Below are 18,338 nucleotides of genomic sequence, written 5' to 3'. Positions count from 1 at the left end.
TCCGCTGGGTTTTGTCTATTTGCTAGTCGTTGTCGCGGGCCAGGCGGGCGACGTCGTCGGGGTTGGTGAAGTCAGGGATCTTCCAGCCGTCGAGGTCGTACTCGGCCATGGCCGATTCGGCGTAGCCGTTGAGGGAGTCGGCCAGGCCGGTCGCCTCGGCCATCCAGATGGTCTGTACGCGGGCGTCCTCCTCGCTGCCGGTGTAGCTGCGCTCGTACAGCTCATTGCGGCCGGCGAACTCGCTGCCGACGATCTCCCACAGCATCTTGAGCGTCTTGACGCGGTCGATCGCGGTGTTGCCGTTGGATCCGCGCAGGTACCGGTCGAGCAGCGGCCGCAGTTCGGGCGTCTTGAAGTCCTTGGCGTGGCCGTTGAGGTAGATCAGGGCGCTGCCCAGGGAGGATTCCACCAGGTTCCTGATCTGCGGCATCGCCTGGGAGGAGAAGATCCGGTAGGCGACGGAGGCTTCGAAGTCGGGCAGGACGTGGCCGTCGAGCCAGGGGTTGGGGTTGCGGGCCATGGCGGACGACAGGCTCCAGAACAGGTTCCGGTAGCCGATGATCTCTCCGACCCGGGCCTGGACGCCGCGGAAGTTGTCGGTGCCGTTGATGCGTACCGCCTTCAGCATCAGCCCGGCGATGAGGTCGATCTTGACGGCGAGGCGGGTCGCGCCGTGGAACCAGATCCGGTTGGCCTGGCCGGAGTTGCCGCCCGCCCACTGGCCGGCCTTCTCGGTGTCGCCGTAGACCAGGACGTTCTCCCACGGGATCACCGCGTGGTCCAGGATGAAGATCGCGTCGTTCTCGTCGAGCCTGCTGGCGAGCGGGTAGTCGAACGGGCTTCCGTGCATCGCGGCGGCCTGCTCGTACGAGGCCCGCGCGATCACCTTCACCCCCGGCGCGTCCATCGGCACCGTGAACACGACCGCGAACTCCCGCTTCTTCAGCGGCGCTCCGACGTACCCGACGAAGCAGTAGTTGGTCAGCGGCACGTTGGTGGCGACGACCTTGGCGCCGGACACCACGAGCCCGTTGTCGGTCTCGTTCTCGACGTGGATGAACACGTCGCCGACCTCGTCGGCGGGCAGGTTACGGTCGACGGGCGGGTTCACGATCGCGTGCGCGACGTACGGGATGCGTTCCTGCATCAGCCGGTGCCAGGCGCGCGCGTTGTCCTCGAAGGGGGCGAAGAAGTCGGCGTTGATCTCCATGCCCCCGTAGAGGCCGGCCTTGTAGTCCGGGGTGCGCCCCATGAAGCCGTGCATCATCCTGGCCCAGTGCGCGATCGCCTTCTGGTCGGCGAGCATGTCGTCCACGCTCCGGGCCGGCCGGAAGAACGGGTGGGTGAAGCCGCCGTTCCCGGTCGTGGTCGGGGTGCGGAGCACGTCGGCGTTGGCTTCGTCCCAGAGCGCGTCGTAGAGCCGGGCGATGGATCGGGCGGAATTGCGGAAGGCGGGGTGCAACGTCACGTCCTTGACGCGCTCGCCGTTGAGCCAGACCTCCCGCCCGTCTCGCAGGCTCTCCAGGTATTCGTCGCCGGTCATCGGCCGGCGCGAGTTGGCCGCCGACGCGGTCACGGCGCTGCTCGGGTTCTCGTTGGTGCTCACTGCGATGTCGCTCCTCAAGTCGCAATATCGTCGGGGCGCGCTGCCCATGTGGGTGAGAAAACCACCCGGTTCGTCGCCGTTGGCGGGGTTGCCGCGACAACTAGCGACAACGACGGCTGGTCAGTCGTCCTCGGCCGACAGCCGCGCCACGAGCCAGGCGGTGATCCTGTCCAGCTCCGGGGCCGCGCCCGGGATCACGTCGGGGATGTTGAGGAACACGTGGTTGGCGCCGGCGACCACCGAGACGGTCACCTCGACCCCCGCGCCGGCGAGCGCCCCGACCATCGCGAGGGAGAGCCCGAGCGCCTGGTCCTCGGAACCGCACGAGACGTAGGTCGGCGGAAAGCGCTGGAGATCGGCCTGGATCGGGCTCACCCGGGGGTCAGACACCCGGTCCCGCCAGTTCTCCCCAAGATACGACTCGAAAACGGGGTTCGGTCCGGGGAAGTGCGCGATGGGGCCCAGGTCGTAGATCCCGTAGAGCAGCACGAGGGCGCTCACCCGGGGATGGGCCGCCGGATCGGCGCAGAGCACGCCCGCCGCCGCCGCGGCGAGATTGCCCCCGGCGGACGCGCCGGCCAGCGCGATCCGGCCGGGGGAACCGCCGAACCCGGTGATGTTCCCGGCGATCCAGTGCACGGCCTCGACGACGTCGTCCAAGCCGGCCGGGAACGGGAACTCCGGGGCGAGTGCGTAGTCGAGGTTGACGACCACCAGGCCCTTCTCGGCGATCTGCATGCCCAGCTTCCGCTCGTCCTCGGCGCTGCCCTTGAACCAGGCGCCGCCGTGGGCGAACAGGAGCACGGGCAGATCCTGGGCGCCGTGCGGCACATAGATCTCGGCCGTCAGACTGCGCTCGCCGATCACCACGCCCTCGTGGACGTCCACCGAGGCCGGTAGATCGACGTTGAGATGCAGGAAGCGGTTCTGGCCCCGGTCGAAGAGCAGGTCGTCGATCGAGGCCGGGAAGGGCACCTCCACCGGATGGCCCATCACCTGGGAAACCCAGACCGACATGGGGTTCATCGGGCGTCCTCCTTCTTCTTGGGTCCGCTGAAAAGCCCGTCGGCCAGGCCGAGCCGGACCAGGCTCATCCGGGCCCAGTACGTCTCCCGCTGCGACGACTGGTGACCTCGGTACATCGCGGTGTCGCGGAAGTAGCGCGCCAGCCGGCTCGCCGGCACCGAGGCCGAAGTCCCGGCGCCGCGGTACATGAGTTCGACCGCCTCGGCGGCGAGGGCGCCCGCCTGCTGCGCCATCCCGTAGAGCGCGATCACTTTGGGCATGTCGAAGGGCTCGCCCGTACGCGCCCAGCGCTCGGCGTGCTCCCGGTACCGGTCGGTCACCGTGAGCAGGATGGACTCGGCCGAGTCGACCATCGCGGCGGCCTGACCGTGGATGCGCTGCGAGTGTGGATCCTCGAACCGGAACGCCGCCGACGGGACGACCGTCCTGCGCGCCAACATCTGCTCGTCGAACTCGTCCAGGGCGGCCTTGGCCGCGCCGACCTGCACCGACGCGATGGAGGTGTGATAGGTCGCATGGGCTCGGCCCAGGTACATCGGGTTGTCGTGCAGGATCGCCCCGGGGGTGGCGACCTGCGGGTCCCAGCCCTCGTGCCAGGTGCCGGCGACGACGTGCCGCGCGGGCACGAACACGTCCTCGACGACGAAGCTGTTGGAGCCGCTCGCCCGCATGCCGAGCGTCCGGTCGCCGCCCCAGTTGTCCAGCACGGTCACCCGGTCCTTCGGGACCGCGATGTTGACCATCTCGGGCGGGGTGCCCGGTCCCCGGTCGATCATGGCCATGCCCAGCACCCAGTTGGAGTACGGGATGCCCGAGCCGTACTCCAACCGGCCACTGGCCTGATAGCCCCCCTCGACTTCGCGCAGGACGATCCCGGGACCGACACCCGTGTGCGGCGCGCAGAACGTCCCGTCCGAGAAGAGCTCCGCCTGCGCCTCCTCGGCGAAGAAACTCCCGGCCACGAGCGCGTGACTGGAACCCAGCGTCAGGCACCAGCCGGTGCCCGGGTCGCCTCTGGACACCTCGACCATGACCCGGTAGTAGGTGGTCAGGTCGAGTTCCAGCCCGCCGTAGCGGCGCGGCACGAGTATGGAGTAGAAGCCCGCCTCGGCGAACATGTCGTGCATCTGCGGCGAGTAGCTGCCGCGCTTCTCGGCATCCTCCTGCTGCTCCCGCAGCAGCGGCCGCAGCGCCACCGCACGCTCGACAAGTTCGTCGGCAGTGAGGGTCGCTTCGGAATCACTGATGACGTCTGACATGACAGATGACCTCTTCATCGCTCTGGAGGGTGCGCGCACAGCGCCCGAACCCCTCGCCCGGACGCTAACCATGGTTGAAAGGGATTGCCCGTCGATCCGGCGCGGGCTATCGACCCCGCCAGTCACCCGGCGCGGACCGGTGTCCCGGGTTCTGGAACCGGGCGTTCGCGGGGGATCCAGACACCGATCGCGACGGCGAGCGCGCTGGCCAGAGCGGCCACCAGGAACGCGATCGAGAAGCCACGCTCGGTCGGCAGGCCGCTCGGCAGCGTGTGCGCCGCGATGATGCTGCCGGCCAGCGCGCTGCCCGCCGCGGCGCCGGCGTTCCGCATGATGGTGTTGACCCCGCTCGCCTCGCTGCTCTCGTGCTGCTCGACCGCGCCGAGGATGAGGGTCGGCATGGCCGGGTAGCTCAGGCCGACCCCGACCGCCAGCACGCAACTCCACAGCACCAGCAGCCACGCCCCGCCGTGCGCCACGCTGAGCAGGACGAAGGCGGCCACCGCGATCGAACAGCCGACCAGCAGCGGGGTACGGGCGCCCCAGCGGCCGATCACGCGCCCCGACATGCCGGACGTCGCCGCGTTCACCAGGGCGTTCGGGACGAGCAGCAGACCGGCGGCTGACGCCGCCAGGCCGAGCCCGTAGCCGGAGCTCTCCGGAACCTGGGCGAGCTGGGGCAGCAGGATGAAGGACCCGAAGAGCCCGAACCCCGCCACTGCCGTGGTCAGGTTGGTGAGCAGCACCGGTCGGCGGATGAAGGTCCGGATGTTGACCAGCGGGTCGGTGGTGCGCAGCTCCAGCCAGGCCCACCCGGCCAGCAGCGCCGCTCCCACCAGGAAGCAGCCCAGCGTGGTCGGCGACCCCCAGCCCCAGGAGACGGCACGCGAGACCGCCAGCAGCGGTAAGCCGAACCCGACCGTGAACACGATCGCGCCGACGATGTCGACGCGCCCGCTGGCCCGGAACCGGGAGCCGGGAAGGGTGATCCAGGCGGCGGTCAGGGCGGTGATCGCCAGCGTGCTCTGCGCCACGAAGATGATCGCGACCGGCGCGTGCTCCGCGATGAACCCGCCGAGCGGCAGGCCCAGGGCACCCCCCACGGCCGGCGTGGCCGCCAGGAACCCGATCGCGTTCGGTATTCGCGCCACCGGCAACTCGTCACGGACGATGCCGTACGCCAGGGGAAACACAGCCCCGCCGAACCCCTGCAGCGCCCGGCCGAAGATCTGCAGAGCGAGGTTCGGCGCGACCGCGCAGACCAGCGAACCGACCAGGAACAGGACGAGCGCGCCGATCAGCACCGGGCGCTTGCCCTTCATGTCACCCAACCGGCCGAGAACGGGGGTGGCGGTGGAGGCGACCAGGAAATAGGCCGTGACCAGCCAGGCGGTGTCGCCGGCGGTGACGCCGAAGTGCTGCTGCAGCACCGGCAGCACCGGGACGACCGTGGTCGCGGCGATCGACACGGTGAACGTGCCCAGCCCGAGTGTGATCAGCAACGCCCGGGGCGAGCGAGCGGCAACGGTGGTGTTCATCGCCACGAATTGTCACCGGCCGACGTCCCATCCGGCCTCTTCAGCGGTCGGCACCATCGAGATCGACAGTTCTCGAACCGGAAACACCCGCGTAACCGCGGATTGATGGATGGTCGCGGGACGGGGGGCCGAACGGAACACAAATCAACATTTCGAACTCGCGAAAGGAGCGACGATGGAATCCGAGAGATCCCCCCGGCTCAACGACGAGGGCTTGGAAGAGGTCATCGACCCGTCGACTCGGGTCGACCAGGTCACGATCGATCCAGCCCAACAGGCCAAGATCGACAGCCTGCGGGCACGACGGGGCGGCTTCTGGATCGCCGTGGTGCTGTCCCTGGTGCTGCTCAGCGAGCAGTCGGCGCTGGCCATCACGGTGTTCGCTCCCATTCTCCCCCAGTTCGCGGCCGAGTACGAGACCGCGCAGATCGTGTGGATCCTCACTGTCTTCGCCCTCGCCGGCGCGGTGGCCACCCCGCTGCTGGCGAAGGTCGGCGACATCTATGGCAAGAAGCGGGCCCTGCTCATCACCGCCGCGATCGCCACGGTCGGCGCCGTCATCGGCATCTTCGCGACGAGTTTCATCGTGCTCCTGATCGGCCGGGCGCTCATGGGCGCCGCGATCGCCTTCGCACCCCTGACTTTCGCCCTGATGCGCGACACCTTCCCGCCGAGATGGCGCTCGCTGGGAATCTCGATCGCGACCAACGGCATCGGCGTGGTCGTCATCGCCGGACCGCTGCTCGCCTCGCTGCTGGTGGACCTGTTCAGCACCAGCGCCGTGTTCGTCCTGATGGCGGGCATCTCGCTGGTGGGCCTGGTGCTGGTCGCCCTGATCGTGCCGGAATCGCCGCTGCGTACCCGGGGCTCCATCGACTACCTCGGCGCGGTCATCCTGGCGTGCGGTGTCCTGGCCGTCCAGCTGGGCCTCACCCAGGCGCGGGACTGGGGGTACGGCGACCCGCGCACCCTGGGCCTGTTCCTCGGCGGCCTGGTGGTGCTCGGAGTGTGGGTCCAGCAGCAGCGGGTCACCCGCGAGCCGCTGATCAACATCAAGTTGCTGACCAGCCGTCCGATCTGGGCGCCGATGCTCGCCTGCGGGCTCGTCACCTCGGCGACGGCCATGGGCAGCTACGTGGTGCCCCAGATGCTCGCCACCCCGAGCGAGGCCGCCCCGGCGTACGGCCAGGGGCTCACTTCAACCGAGATCGCCCTGGTCTTCTCGCCCGCCGGCCTGCTGGTCATCGTCGGCGGCGTGTTCGTCGGCCTGACCGCGAAGTCGATCGGGTTCCGCAACCACGTCTTCATCGGCGCCGCGCTGGTGGCCTCGCACGTGGTCGTGCTGGCGCTGCTGCACACCGAGGTCTGGCACTACATGCTCGGCTACGCGCTCGGCGGCGCCGGCCTGCTGGTGCTCGCGGCCCGGCCCAACCTGATCCTGCTCGCCGTGCCCGAGGACCAGCGGGCCGTCGCCACCGGAATCGTCGGCACGGGTGACGGCATCCTCGGCGGGATGATGCAGCAGATCTCCTACGTGGTGCTGGCGGGCGCGGTCGCCATGGAGATCGCCCCGGGCGTCAACCTCTACCAGGAGAGCGGTTTCGTGACCGCGCTGCTGATCGGCGCCGTGGTGTCGGCCGTGGGCGGTCTGCTCGCCCTGGCGATCCCACAGGGGCGGCGCGTCGTGACCGCTCGACCGGTTGTCTCCGCGCGGCCATGACGAGTGGGCGCACCCTGATGCTGATCGACGGCCTCGACACCGAGGCCGTCGACGGCGACTGGCTCCCCGTGTACGCGCCGGCGACGGGGGAGCTCCTCGCGGAGGTCCCTCGCGGCGGTCGCGCCGACATCGCGGCGGCGACCGGGGCCGCGCTGGCCGCCTTCGACGGCTGGCGGCGCACCTCCCCGGCGGCGCGGGGCCGGCTGCTGACCCAGATCGGCGACGGTCTCCGCGCGGTCAAGGAGGAGATCGCGGTCGAACTCGCGCGGGAGACCGGCAACGCCATCCGGTTGCAGTCCCGCCCGGAGGTCCAGAGCGCGATCGACCTCCTGCACTACTTCGGCGGCACCGCGACGGAGTTGAAGGGGGAGACCGTCCCGCTCGGGGCGGGCCTCCTCAACTTCACCACGCGCGAGCCGTTCGGGGTCGTGGGGGCGATGACCCCGTGGAACGCCCCGGTCCAGCTCTCCGTGGTCAAGGTGGCCGCGGCGCTCGCGACCGGCAACACCGTGGTCATCAAGGTATCGGAAGAAGCCCCGCTGGCGGTCCTCGCCGTCGCCCGCATCTTCAACCGGCATCTTCCGCCGGGCGTACTCAACGTCGTCACCGGCCTGGGCGACGAGGCGGGCGCGGCACTTCTGGCCGAACCCCGGATCGCCAAGCTGTCGTTCACCGGCTCCACCGCGATCGGCAGGATGGTGATGGCCTCAGCCGCCGACCGCGTCGTGCCGGTCTCGCTGGAACTCGGCGGCAAGAGCCCCTCGATCGTCTTCCCCGACGCCGACACCGACGCGACCGCCGACGGCGTCATCGCGAGCATGCGCTTCCCCCGCCAGGGCCAGTCCTGTACGGCGGGTTCGCGGCTGTTCGTCCATGAATCGATCTACGACTCCTTCCTCGCCCGCGTCACCGCGAAAGCCGCCCTGCTGGTCGTCGGCGACCCACTCGACGAGAAGACCGACATCGGATCGATCATCAACGCGCGCCAGTTCGCCCGCGTCGACCGTTACGTCCGCGGCGCGATCGAACTCGGCGCGGAAGCGCTGACCGGCGGCAGCCGCTGGCCCGGCTCCGACCAGGGCTTCTTCTACACCCCGACAGTGCTCACCGGCGTCGACCCCGGCTGGGCCGCCGCCCGCGAGGAGATCTTCGGCCCCGTCCAGGTCGCCATCCCCTGGCACACCGAGGACGAGGTCGTCGCCCTGGCCAACGACTCCCCGTACGGGCTGGCCGGCTACGTCTGGAGCCACGACATCGACGCCGCCCTCCGTACGGCGGCCAGGATCGACGCCGGCTGGGTCCAGGTCAACCGCGGCCTGGGCCAGCTCCCCGGCCTCAGCTACGGCGGGATCAAGGCCAGCGGAATCGGCCAGGAGTTCTCCATCGAGGGCGCTCTAGACGCCTTCACCCACAGAAAGACCACCACAGTCGCTTTCCGCGCATGAAGAGAAAGAGAAACCCATGTCGGATGACACCCCCGTCGGCCCCGTCGACACCTCGAACATGACCGACGACGAGGTAGCGGCTCTCAACCTCCGAGTAGTCGAAGCCCACTTTCACAACGAGACCCCCGACTCAGTCGACAAAGCCATCGCCCTGTACGCGGACGACATCGTCTGGGAGGCCCCCAACCGCGGCCTGGTCTACACCGACACCAACGAGGTCAAGCAGGGCTACCTGGGCATCTTCGAAACCCTGCACTACAACCGCACGACGTCGCTCCGCCGCTACGCGACCCGCGACTACGTGTTCGACGACCAGATCGCCGACCTGTCGGTCGTCGGCGACCAGATGCCGAACCTGGGCTTCAAGGTCGGCGACCGCGTCAGCATGCGCCTGATCCACATCTTCGAGATGCGCGACGGCCAGATCACCCGCGAGATCGCCTACGAGATGTCACGCCCGTGGGGCGGCGCGTCCGACCACGACTGGATCGGGCCGGACGCCGCCGTCGTGGACTACCCGGATGGCCCGCACTTCGGACAGTGGGAGAAATAACCGATGAGACTCACCGGACTTGTCCTCGACGGCGTCCGCCACATCGGCCGCATCGAGGGTGACGTCGTCGTCGACCTCGGCACGGCGGACGCGTTCTACGCCGACACGGCCGCCGGCCTGGAAGGGCCGGGCACTGATCGGATCAGCTTGGCGGAGGCGGTGCTCGCGCCGCCCGTGCCGGTCACCGCACGCATCTTCTGCGTCGGCATCAACTACCGCAGCCACGCGGGAGAGGCCAAGGACCTGGCCGGACTCAACGAGCCCGCCTACCCGATGATCTTCGGCCGCTGGCAGCAGTCGCTGATCGTCGAAGGCGAGTCGGCGCCCGTGCCCCCGCACGAGAAGGGCCTGGACTGGGAGGTCGAACTGGCCGTCGTGATCGGCTCGGTGGTGTGGCGGGCGAGCCGCGAAACCGCGCTGGACCAGGTGCTGGGCTACGCCGCGTTCAACGATCTCAGCGCCCGCGCCAAGCAGCTGGCCACCCCGCAGTTCACGCTCGGCAAGAACGCCGACAGATCCGGCCCGATCAGCCCCCTCGTCACCAGAGACGAGGTCGGCGACCCGGCACTCGGACTCCAGGTCCGGACCTTCGTGAACGGCGAGCTGATGCAGGACGGCAACACTCGCGACCTGATCCACGACATCCCCGCGATCATCTCCTACATCACCGACACCGTGACGCTGCTCCCCGGCGACGTGGTCGCCACGGGCACCCCTGGCGGTGTCGGGGCCGGACGCACCCCGCCGATCTTCCTCCAGCCCGGCGACGAGGTGGTCGTCGAGGTGGAGAAGGTTGGCAGCGTCCGTACCCCGATCGTGGGCCGCGACTAACGGACGGCGGTGACGATGAAGGCGGCCGTCGCCCTCGCGTCAGTCATGTGACTACGTCACCGATCGGCCGGGCCTGAGGAAATCAGCGCGTGCCTCAGCTCGGACCGGGATGTTATCCCCAGCTTGGGGAAAATCCGGTACAGGTGGGCGCCGATGGTCCGGTGTGAGAGGTAGAGCCGCTGGCCGATCTCCCGGTTGGTCATGCCTTCGGCCGCCAGCTGGATGATCTGGAACTCCTGCGGGGTGAGCTTGTCGCGCACCTCGCGGGGCCGCCGCCGGCTCCGTTCACCCGACGCGCGGAGTTCCTGACGGGCCCGCTCGTTCCAGGGGGTCACCCCGAGCGCGTCGAAGGCTTCTCTGGCGGCCCGCAGGAGTGGCCGCGCTCTGGCGACGTGCCGCCGGCGTCGCAACCACTCGCCGTAGGCGAACTGGGCGTGGGCGCGGACGAACGGCCAGCGCACGCTGTCGGAGGCGAGCGCCTCCTCGAACAGCGCCGGCGCCTCCTCCTCCCCGGCCAGGAACGCCCTGGCCAGGAGGAGGCCCGAGTGCAGCGCGGAGGACGGCGTTCTGCGCGCCACCGCCTCCATCTCCGCCATGATGCCGCGCGCCCGCGCCACGTTGTCCGCGCCGCTGTGCGCGGCGGCGTCCGCGAGCACGCCCAGGGTGTAGCAGCGCAGCGCGTGGTGGTAGCTCAGGTCCGCGGGGTCGTGCATCCGCGCGAACTGGTCGTACGCCTCCGCGAAGTGCCCTTCCGCCAGCGCCGCCAGCCCACGCGCCGCCTGTACGGTCGCCAGGACCGGACGCACCCCCGCGGTCAGGCTCAGTTTCTCGGCCTCGGTCGCCAGGGCGCGGGCGCGATCGAGTTCGCCGCGCAGGGCGGCCAGCATCGCGTCCGTGGCCAGGGCCGTGCCGTACATGAGGGGCTGGCCGGTCTCCCTGGCCAGCATGGTCGCCTCGTGCACAGCGGGAATGGCCACGTCCAGGTTGACCAGCAGGACCGCGCTCCAGGCCCGCGCGCTCAGCGCCCGCGCCAGCAGCTGCAGCCTGCCCTGGGAGCGCAGACCGCTCAGGGCCGCCGCGGAGAGGCGTTCGGCCAGGTCCAGCTCTCCCACCAGGACCGCCGCGGTGCCCAGCAGCCTGGCGGTCTGCGGGTCGACGACCGGCTGCGCGGTCACCTGGCGCAGCCCGTCGATGACCACGGCGCCACGCTCGATCGGCGCCGTGTAGGCCAGGATCGCCAGCAGTTGCGGGTTGAACCGGTCAACCGGCAGGTTCTCGGCCACCGCGACGACCCGCTGCCGGGTTTCCTGCCCCGGCTCGACCCAGAAGCAGCGCAGCGCCGCGCTCCACAGGATCCGCAGCGCCCGTTCCTGGTCCCCACCGGCGGCCACCGATTCGGCGAGTTCGGCCAGCGCAGACGGCTCGACCGCCCGGTCGCCCGTCCCATCGTCGAAGGCGCCCCTGATCCAGAGCACCCGGGTGTGCTGCTCCGGGGACAGCTCCAACGGCTCGGTCTGGCGCAGCAGGCGGCCCACCACGTCGTTGTTGCCCAGCTCGACGGCGACGTCGGCCCCGCGCAGCAGCCGCTCCGCGCGGAGGTACGGATCGTGGCTGAGCCTGGCGGCCTGCTCCAGCGCGGTCACCGCCATGGCCGCCGCGCCCCGGTGCCTGGCTCGGGCGGCCATCGTGTCGAGCGCGGCGGCGACGCCCTCGTCGGGGCGGGGACTCGACGCGGCCCGATGCCAGATCACCCGATCGGCGAGATCCCCCGGGCTCTCCCCGGACAGCTCGGCCAGGGTGTCGGCGACCGCGGCGTGGGCGGCGTGCCGCTGCGCCAGGCTCGCCGCCTGGTAGACGGCCGAACGCATGAGCGGGTGGCGGAACACGATCGCCTTGGTCACCGTGATCAGCCGCGCGGCGACGGCCGGGGCGAGGTCCTGGTCGCCGAGGCCGGGGCTCAGGCGGGCCGCCGCCGGCAGCGTCTCGGCGAGCGCGCTGCCGTCGTTGACCGCGGCGACGAGCAGCAGCGTACGGGTGGCGGCGGGCAGCCTCGCGGCCTGGGAGCTGAACGCCTTCTCCAGCCGCGTGGTCAGCGGCAGCCACGACGTGCGGAGCATGGCGTCACCCTGGAGCTCCCGCCAGGAGCGCGGCAGCTCCATCAGGGCCAGCGGATTGCCGGTCGCCTCGCGCAGCACCCGCCCCCGGACGTTCGGCGCCAGATCGGGGGCGACGGCGTCCAGCAGCCGCTCGGCGTCCGCGTCCGGCAGACCTTCCAGCGCCAGTTCCGGCAGGCCAGCGTCGCTCAGCGTGGAGGGGAAGCCGTCCCGGACCCCGGCGAGCAGCACCGCCGCCTCCGACCCCAGCCGCCGGGCCAGGAAGGTGAGCACCTGGGCGCTGGCCTGGTCGAGCCAGTGCGCGTCGTCCACCACGAGGAGCGCGGGCGTCCGCGCCGTGACCTCGGCGAGCAGGTTCAGCGTCGCCAGCGCGACCAGGTAGAGGTCGGGCACGGTCGCGTCCGTCATGCCGAAGGCGGCGCGCAGCGAGTCCCGCTGGGGTGGCGGCAGCGTGCCGTCGTGAATGGTGAGCGGGTGCAGCAGCTGGTGCAGTCCCGCGTACGGCAGGGGAGCCTCGGACTGCACGCCCGACGCGGTGAAGACCTGGAATCCCCGAGCGTTCGCGGCGGCGACCGCGGCCCCGAGCAAGGCGGACTTCCCGATGCCCGCCGCACCCCGCACCACCAGGGCTCCGCCCGAGCCGCGCATCCGGTCGATCAGGTCGGTGAGGCGGCTAACCTCGGTTTCCCGGCCGATGAGGGACGTGTCGTACGACATGGCAGAAATGGTCCTCTTATTCGACGGCTCCCACATTCGACCAGAAGCATGGTGGTATCACGTCAGGAGCTCGACAACACCCCCGGCCAAAGGGGCCACGCATGTCCGTCAACAACGAGGTCCCGCCGTTGCTGGGCAGGGACGAGGAGCGCCGGGCGCTGGAGCGATTCTCCAGCAGGCTACGCGATGGCCTGAGCGACCGCCTCGTCCTGGTGGGAGAGGTCGGCGTCGGCAAGACCCGGCTCCTGGACCTCGCCGCCGACCTGGCGGCGGACCTGCGGGTTGTCAGGGTCTCTGGCATGGAATCCGAACAGCTGCTCGGGTTCGCGGCGCTGCACCGGGTGCTCGAACCCTTCCTCGGCCGGCTCGACCAGCTCCCGGAACCCCAGCGTGACGCGCTGCGCACGGCGTTCGGCCTGATCTCGGGCCGTCCCCCGGATCGTTTCCTGGTCGGACTGGCGACGCTCGGCCTGCTGGCCGCTGCTGATCGGCCGCTCCTGTGCCTGATCGACGACGCGCAGTGGCTGGATCGCGAGTCTGCGGAAGCGCTGGCTTTCGTGGCCCGGCGGCTGCGAACCGAGGGCGTCGGAATGATCCTCGCCCTGCGCGAGCCCGACGCGGTCTTCGAGGGCGTCCCGGTGCGGACAGTGCCCGGCCTGGCCGCCGCGGAGTCCTACCGGCTGCTGGCCGCCGTCGTCAGCGGCCCGCTCAACGCCAACGTGGCCAGGCAACTCGCCGCCGCGACGAAGGGCAACCCGCTCGCCCTGATCACGCTGGCCGCCGGGCTGTCACCGGAAGAACTGGCCGGCCACTCGCCCCTGCCATCACCCCTCCCCTTGGGAGCGCAGCTGCAGACCCACCTCCTCCAGCGAATCCGTTCTCTGCCCCTGGACACCCAGGCACTCCTGCTGATCGCCTCGATCAGCCCGCCCCAGGACCAGGCGCTGCTGTGGCGGGCCGCCGCACTGCTCGGCCTGTCACCGGTGGACGCCGACCCGGCCGTCGAGGAGGGCATTCTCCAGCTCAGCGACCTGCTGGGCGGCAGCGTCGCCTTCCACCACCCGCTGACCCGGTCAGCCGTGTACGGCACCGCGCACCCGGCCGACCGCCGCCGGGCCCACCGGGCACTCGCCTCGGCCAGCGACCCCGACCAGGATCCCGACACCCGCGCGTGGCACCTGGCGGCGGCGACCGCGGGCGTCGACGAAAGCGTGGCCGGTGACCTTGAAGCCTCCGCCGGGCGGGCCAGGGCACGCGGCGGATACACCGCGCAGGCTACCTTCCTGGCCCGCGCCGCCGAGCTGAGCCCAGAGCCCGCGACCAGGGACGGCAGGCTGCTCGCCGCAGGTCAGGCGCTCCTGATCGCCGGCGACCGCGAGGCGGCGCAGCGGCTGCTCGGCCGGGCCACGGCTGCGCCTGGCTCGCCGCTGCTGCGGGCTCGGGCACAGCGGCTGCGGGCCGCCATCGCGGCTCATCTCGGACGGCCTTCGCAGGCGCCGGCGCTCCTGCTCGACGCCGCCGCCGGCGTGGCCGGGGAACTGGCCCGGCTGATGCTGCGCGAAGCGCTGGAGGCCGCGGTGGTCGCCCGCCAGCACACGGTCGGCACCACGCTGGAGGCGGTGGCCCGCGCCGTGCTCGCCGCACCGGCGCAGGAGCCCGCTTCGGAGGCAGACCTGCTGGTACGGGCCACCGCGACGCGGGTCGCCGTGGGATATCTGCCCGCCGTACCGGAGATGAGGGCGGCGCTGGGGTTCGCCGAGGAGAGCATGCCATCGGCCGTCCTGGGCGGCTTCGCGGCCGAGGACCTGTGGGACGAGCAGGCCCGGCTGTCTCTTCTGGCGCGGCTGGCGGCCTTCGACCGGGAGAACGGCGCGCTGGGAGCGCTCAAGGTCACGCTCACCAGCCTGGCCGACAACGAACTGTGGGCCGGGCGTCCGCACGCGGCGGAAGCGCACCACGCGGAGATCGCCGACCTTGACGCGATGACCGGAGAGCCGCCCAGGGGGCTGGTCTGGCAGATCGAGCTGCTCGTCTGGCAGGGCAGGGAGGCCGAAGCACGCGAGACGGCGGCCACGATCACCGAAGTGCTCGGCAAACAGCACGGCGTCGCGGCCCTGGCGAACCTGGCCGCCCTGTCCATGACGGTGCTGGAACTGAGCCTGGGCAACTATCGCCAGGCTTTCGACTGGGCCCGCCCGCTGTTCGACGACGATCCGCTCGGCCACGGCAACCGCGCCCTGGGCGACATGATCGAGGCGGCCGTACGGGCGGGCGAGCCCGACGCCGCGCAGGATGCGATCGACCGGCTGGCCGTACGGGCCCCGGCCAGCGGGACACCCTGGGCGATGGGACTGCTGGCCCGATCCAGGGCGCTGCTGTCGGCCGACGACGCGGAACCGTCCTACCGGGAGGCGCTCGACCTGCTGGGACGCACCCAGATGGTCACCGAACTCGCCAGGACGCACCTGCTCTACGGCGAATGGCTGCGCCGACGCCGGCGCCGCGCCGAGGCCCGCGCCCAGCTGCGCACCGCCTACGAGATGTTCACCGCGATGGGCGCCGCGCTCTTCGCCAACCGCGCCCGCATCGAACTGGCCGCCACCGGCGAGCACGTCAGCCCGCGGCTCACGCCGTCCACCAAGGCTCTCACCCCCCAGGAAGCTCAGATCGCGGCGCTGGCCGCGGGTGGCGCGACGAACGCGGAGATCGCCACCAGGCTCTGCGTCACCGCCTCGACGGTCGAATACCACCTCACCAAGATCTTCAGGAAGCTCCAGCTGACCTCCCGCCGGCAGCTGCACGAGCTACTGGCAGAGGACGCCTGACCCGCGACTGGGGGGTTTCCCTGATGCGACCGAGCCGCGCCACGCGGTCCCATCGAACCGAGTCCCCCATCGAGCGAAGGAACCCGCCATGACTACGTCCCCGGTCGTCTTCATCCACGGATTGTGGCTGCACGCGAGTTCGTGGGAGCCCTGGCTCTCGCTGTTCCGGGAGCGGGGCTACGAGGCCCTCGCGCCCGGCTGGCCCGGCGACCCCGGCACCGTCAAGGAATCCCGCGAGCACCCGGAGAGCATCGCCGACCGGGGGATCGACGACGTGGTCGAGCACTACGCCGCCATCATCGCCGAGCTGCCGGGACGGCCGATCCTGATCGGGCACTCCTTCGGCGGCATGATCGCGCAGAAGCTGCTGGGGATGGACCTGGCCGTCGCGGCGGTCGCCATCGACGCCGCCCAGATCAAGGGAGTCCTGCCGGTGCCGCTGTCGGCGCTGCGCGCGGCTCTGCCCGTGTTCAAGAACCCGGCCAACGCGCACCGGGCCGTGTCGCTCACCCCGGAGCAGTTCAGGTACGCCTTCGGCAACGCCATCTCCGAGGAGGAATCCAACGCCCTCCACGAGCGCTGGAGCATCCCGGCGCCGGGCAAGCCGCTCTTCGAGGCGGCCTCGGCCAACTTCAACCCGCACTCGCCCGCCAAGGTCAACACCAGCAACCAGGGCCGTGGGCCGCTGCTGCTCATGACCGGCGGCCAGGACCACACCGTCCCCGAATCGGTCACCCGAGCCACGCTGAAGCAATACCGGCACTCCACGGCCGTCACCGACATCATGGAGTTCCCCGACCGGGCGCACTCGCTGACCATCGACAGTGGGTGGCAGGAGATCGCCGAGGCGGCCCTGGCCTGGTTGAAGAATCAGTCACTCTGAAGGGTTCGCCATGGAACTGCACCTGTCGGGCAAGAGCGCGGTCGTCACCGGCGCCAGTAAGGGCATCGGACTGGCGGTCACGCGGGCGCTGGCCGCCGAAGGCGTCAGCGTGGCCGCCGGTGCCCGCCACATCAGCGCCGAGCTGGCCGAACTCGTGGGGGAGGGCCGGGTTCGCGCCTTCGAGGTTGATCTCGCGGGCCCGGACGGTCCGGGGGAGCTGGTCGAGGCCGCTGTCGCCGCGTTCGGCGGTCTCGACATCCTGGTCAACAACGTCGGCGCGGTCCGCCCGCGCACCGGCGGTTTTCTGTCCGTCACGGACGAGGACTGGGACACCACGCTGACGATCAATTTCCTGGCCGCGGTCCGGGTCACGCGGGCGGCGCTGCCGCACCTGCTCGATCGGGGTGCGGGTGCGATCGTGACCGTCAACTCGGTCAACGCCACTCTGCCCGACCCGCTGGTCATCGACTACAGCGCCGCCAAGGCGGCGCTGGCCAACTTCAGCAAGTCGCTGTCCAAGGAGGTCGGCGCGCGCGGGGTGCGGGTCAACACCGTCAGCCCCGGGCCGGTCGCCACGGCGCTCTGGCTCGGCGAGGACGGCGTGGCCGCGGCGGTGGCCCGCGCCAGCGGCGTCGACCCCGAAGCCGTGGCCGAAGGGGCAGCCGGCCAGTCGGTGACCGGCCGGTTCACCCGGCCGGAGGAGGTCGCCGATCTTGTTCTCCTGCTGGCCAGTGACAGGGCGGGAAACGTGACCGGCGCGGATTTCGTCATCGACGGAGGACTGATCAGCACATTGTGATCAATTGGTCGACTTGACGGGCAGGTGCGGCCCCAAATAGCCGATGTAGATCTTTCCGGTTCCTCGGGCGTCATCGTAGAAGTGCAGCCTGGGGGCGCTCATTCCGGCACCGCCGCCGATCCGGATATGCGCCCCCATGAAAACCGTCCCGGCAGGCGCCACGTCTGCCGGAACGGGAAGTTCGCGGAGACGCCTCATCTTGGCATTCGTCTTGACGCTGTCGGACTCGTCCAGCTTCACTTTCCCGGCGGAGACGGCGGCGGCGCCCGAGGGGGGCGTTGAACACCAGCGATAGAAATCGCCGTGAAACCCGTCGGTGGCCACGGCCTCGGCATAATCCTGGAAGGCCAAGGCGACCTGCCAGGTCGTCTGCGCCCAGGCGGACGACTGAGCCTTTTCCTCTAGTTTCCAGGCGAAGTCGATCTCGCCCGTGAAACGCACCCGGGTCAGCATCCCATCGTCGAGATGGGTGAGGACGTCAGGGAGTTGGGTCGGCAGGATCGTCGGCACATCCGTCGGCTGATATGCCTCGGCGGCGCGCCCGGCCAGTTCCAGCCGACGGCGGAGCACCCGGACCCAGTCGGTGAGTTCGGCGATCTTCTGATTGGCGGTTTCCAGGTCCGCGGCGGCATCGAGGAGTTCGTTCTGCAGATTGGCGGTGTCGTCCCGCAGCTTACGATCCTCAAAGTCCGCGAGTTCGAGTAGCTCGTGCAACTCCTCGACTTCACTGCGCAGGCTATGTGACGGATATAAGCGGAAAAGCGGGCGTTGTCATTACCGGTTTTCTCGTTTACGGTCTGAACAGATGTGAAGATCACGCTCTGAACTACGGGTGGTCCGATCAGACCTCGGGGACAGAGCGGCGCGGAGGCCCGCCCTCCGCGCCGGACGTTCGGAGTGTGACAGTCGCATGGTTCAACGTGGTTTCCGCCTGCCTGGCGTCAAGGTGTCATCCAAGCTCGGGGTCAAGAGCGTAGTGGCCTTGACGGTCGCGATGTTCCCCGGGTTGATTGGATTGCTGG

Annotated in this window: 13 protein-coding genes; 7 read left to right on the top strand and 6 right to left on the bottom strand. The window is 70.4% G+C overall.

Translation table 11 applies throughout. From position 1 onward, the window contains the following. Nucleotides 1-22 precede the first annotated feature (22 nt). From Acor_RS25845 to Acor_RS25830, 4 genes are all read right to left on the bottom strand, one after another. Complete coding sequence (locus Acor_RS25845; RefSeq protein ID WP_246239111.1) at nt 23-1,606, bottom strand: 4-hydroxyphenylacetate 3-hydroxylase family protein; 1,584 nt, start codon at nt 1,604-1,606, stop codon at nt 23-25. 120 nt (nt 1,607-1,726) lie between these two features. Beyond that, nucleotides 1,727-2,632, bottom strand: coding sequence for an alpha/beta hydrolase (locus Acor_RS25840; protein WP_155339335.1), 906 nt, complete (start codon nt 2,630-2,632; stop codon nt 1,727-1,729). Further along, nucleotides 2,629-3,891 carry an acyl-CoA dehydrogenase family protein gene (locus Acor_RS25835; protein ID WP_170317080.1) on the bottom strand — a complete coding sequence of 421 codons (1,263 nt, stop codon included), beginning with the start codon at nt 3,889-3,891 and terminating at the stop codon, nt 2,629-2,631. The genes Acor_RS25840 and Acor_RS25835 overlap by 4 nt, the downstream gene beginning before the upstream one ends. A gap of 122 nt (nt 3,892-4,013) precedes the next feature. Continuing rightward, nucleotides 4,014-5,429 (bottom strand): MFS transporter, encoded by a 1,416-nt coding sequence (locus Acor_RS25830; protein ID WP_155339333.1) that lies wholly within the window; start codon nt 5,427-5,429, stop codon nt 4,014-4,016. A 175-nt stretch (nt 5,430-5,604) separates the two neighbouring features. Between Acor_RS25830 and Acor_RS25825 the strand changes: the two genes are divergently transcribed. Genes Acor_RS25825 through Acor_RS25810 form a run of 4 tightly spaced genes read left to right on the top strand, consistent with a single transcriptional unit; the run spans nt 5,605 to nt 9,978 of the window. After that, a complete protein-coding gene (locus tag Acor_RS25825) occupies nt 5,605-7,149 on the top strand; it encodes an MFS transporter (protein ID WP_170317079.1) in 1,545 nt (514 codons plus the stop codon). Further along, nucleotides 7,146-8,594 carry an aldehyde dehydrogenase family protein gene (locus Acor_RS25820; RefSeq protein WP_155339331.1) on the top strand — a complete coding sequence of 483 codons (1,449 nt, stop codon included), beginning with the start codon at nt 7,146-7,148 and terminating at the stop codon, nt 8,592-8,594. The genes Acor_RS25825 and Acor_RS25820 overlap by 4 nt, the downstream gene beginning before the upstream one ends. A gap of 16 nt (nt 8,595-8,610) precedes the next feature. Continuing rightward, complete coding sequence (locus Acor_RS25815; RefSeq protein ID WP_155339330.1) at nt 8,611-9,147, top strand: nuclear transport factor 2 family protein; 537 nt, start codon at nt 8,611-8,613, stop codon at nt 9,145-9,147. 3 nt (nt 9,148-9,150) lie between these two features. After that, a complete protein-coding gene (locus Acor_RS25810; protein WP_155339329.1) occupies nt 9,151-9,978 on the top strand; it encodes a fumarylacetoacetate hydrolase family protein in 828 nt (275 codons plus the stop codon). 56 nt (nt 9,979-10,034) lie between these two features. Here the strand turns inward: Acor_RS25810 and Acor_RS25805 are convergent, their stop codons facing one another. Continuing rightward, entirely contained in the window at nt 10,035-12,809 is a 2,775-nt protein-coding gene (locus Acor_RS25805; RefSeq protein ID WP_155339328.1) for a helix-turn-helix transcriptional regulator, read from the bottom strand. Nucleotides 12,810-12,910: 101 nt separating this feature from the next. Between Acor_RS25805 and Acor_RS25800 the strand changes: the two genes are divergently transcribed. The 3 genes from Acor_RS25800 (at nt 12,911) to Acor_RS25790 (ending at nt 17,316) form a co-directional block, all read left to right on the top strand. Further along, nucleotides 12,911-15,634 (top strand): AAA family ATPase, encoded by a 2,724-nt coding sequence (locus Acor_RS25800; RefSeq protein WP_155339327.1) that lies wholly within the window; start codon nt 12,911-12,913, stop codon nt 15,632-15,634. Between the two features lie 88 nt (nt 15,635-15,722). After that, on the top strand, nt 15,723-16,517 hold the full coding sequence (locus Acor_RS25795; protein ID WP_155339326.1) for an alpha/beta hydrolase: 795 nt from the start codon (nt 15,723-15,725) through the stop codon (nt 16,515-16,517). Nucleotides 16,518-16,527: 10 nt separating this feature from the next. Further along, a complete protein-coding gene (locus Acor_RS25790) occupies nt 16,528-17,316 on the top strand; it encodes an oxidoreductase (protein WP_155339325.1) in 789 nt (262 codons plus the stop codon). Here the strand turns inward: Acor_RS25790 and Acor_RS25785 are convergent, their stop codons facing one another. After that, nucleotides 17,317-18,030, bottom strand: a complete 714-nt coding sequence (locus Acor_RS25785) for a hypothetical protein (protein WP_155339324.1) — start codon at nt 18,028-18,030, stop codon at nt 17,317-17,319. It abuts the gene before it with no gap. Between the last annotated feature and the right edge of the window lie 308 nt (nt 18,031-18,338).

Origin of the sequence: Acrocarpospora corrugata, from assembly GCF_009687845.1 — a bacterium.
In the GTDB taxonomy this organism is placed as follows: Bacteria; Actinomycetota; Actinomycetes; order Streptosporangiales; family Streptosporangiaceae; genus Acrocarpospora; species Acrocarpospora corrugata.
Note: the sequence above shows the minus strand (reverse complement) of the source record. Positions and strands in the feature narration are given on the sequence as shown.

Coding starts and splice junctions, on each gene's coding strand:
- Acor_RS25820 (WP_155339331.1), top strand. CDS start 7,146: ATGACGAGTGGGCGCACCCTGATGCTGATCGACGGCCTCGACACCGAG.
- Acor_RS25810 (WP_155339329.1), top strand. CDS start 9,151: ATGAGACTCACCGGACTTGTCCTCGACGGCGTCCGCCACATCGGCCGC.
- Acor_RS25835 (WP_170317080.1), bottom strand. CDS start 3,891: ATGTCAGACGTCATCAGTGATTCCGAAGCGACCCTCACTGCCGACGAA.
- Acor_RS25840 (WP_155339335.1), bottom strand. CDS start 2,632: ATGAACCCCATGTCGGTCTGGGTTTCCCAGGTGATGGGCCATCCGGTG.
- Acor_RS25815 (WP_155339330.1), top strand. CDS start 8,611: ATGTCGGATGACACCCCCGTCGGCCCCGTCGACACCTCGAACATGACC.
- Acor_RS25805 (WP_155339328.1), bottom strand. CDS start 12,809: ATGTCGTACGACACGTCCCTCATCGGCCGGGAAACCGAGGTTAGCCGC.
- Acor_RS25790 (WP_155339325.1), top strand. CDS start 16,528: ATGGAACTGCACCTGTCGGGCAAGAGCGCGGTCGTCACCGGCGCCAGT.
- Acor_RS25795 (WP_155339326.1), top strand. CDS start 15,723: ATGACTACGTCCCCGGTCGTCTTCATCCACGGATTGTGGCTGCACGCG.
- Acor_RS25800 (WP_155339327.1), top strand. CDS start 12,911: ATGTCCGTCAACAACGAGGTCCCGCCGTTGCTGGGCAGGGACGAGGAG.
- Acor_RS25830 (WP_155339333.1), bottom strand. CDS start 5,429: ATGAACACCACCGTTGCCGCTCGCTCGCCCCGGGCGTTGCTGATCACA.
- Acor_RS25825 (WP_170317079.1), top strand. CDS start 5,605: ATGGAATCCGAGAGATCCCCCCGGCTCAACGACGAGGGCTTGGAAGAG.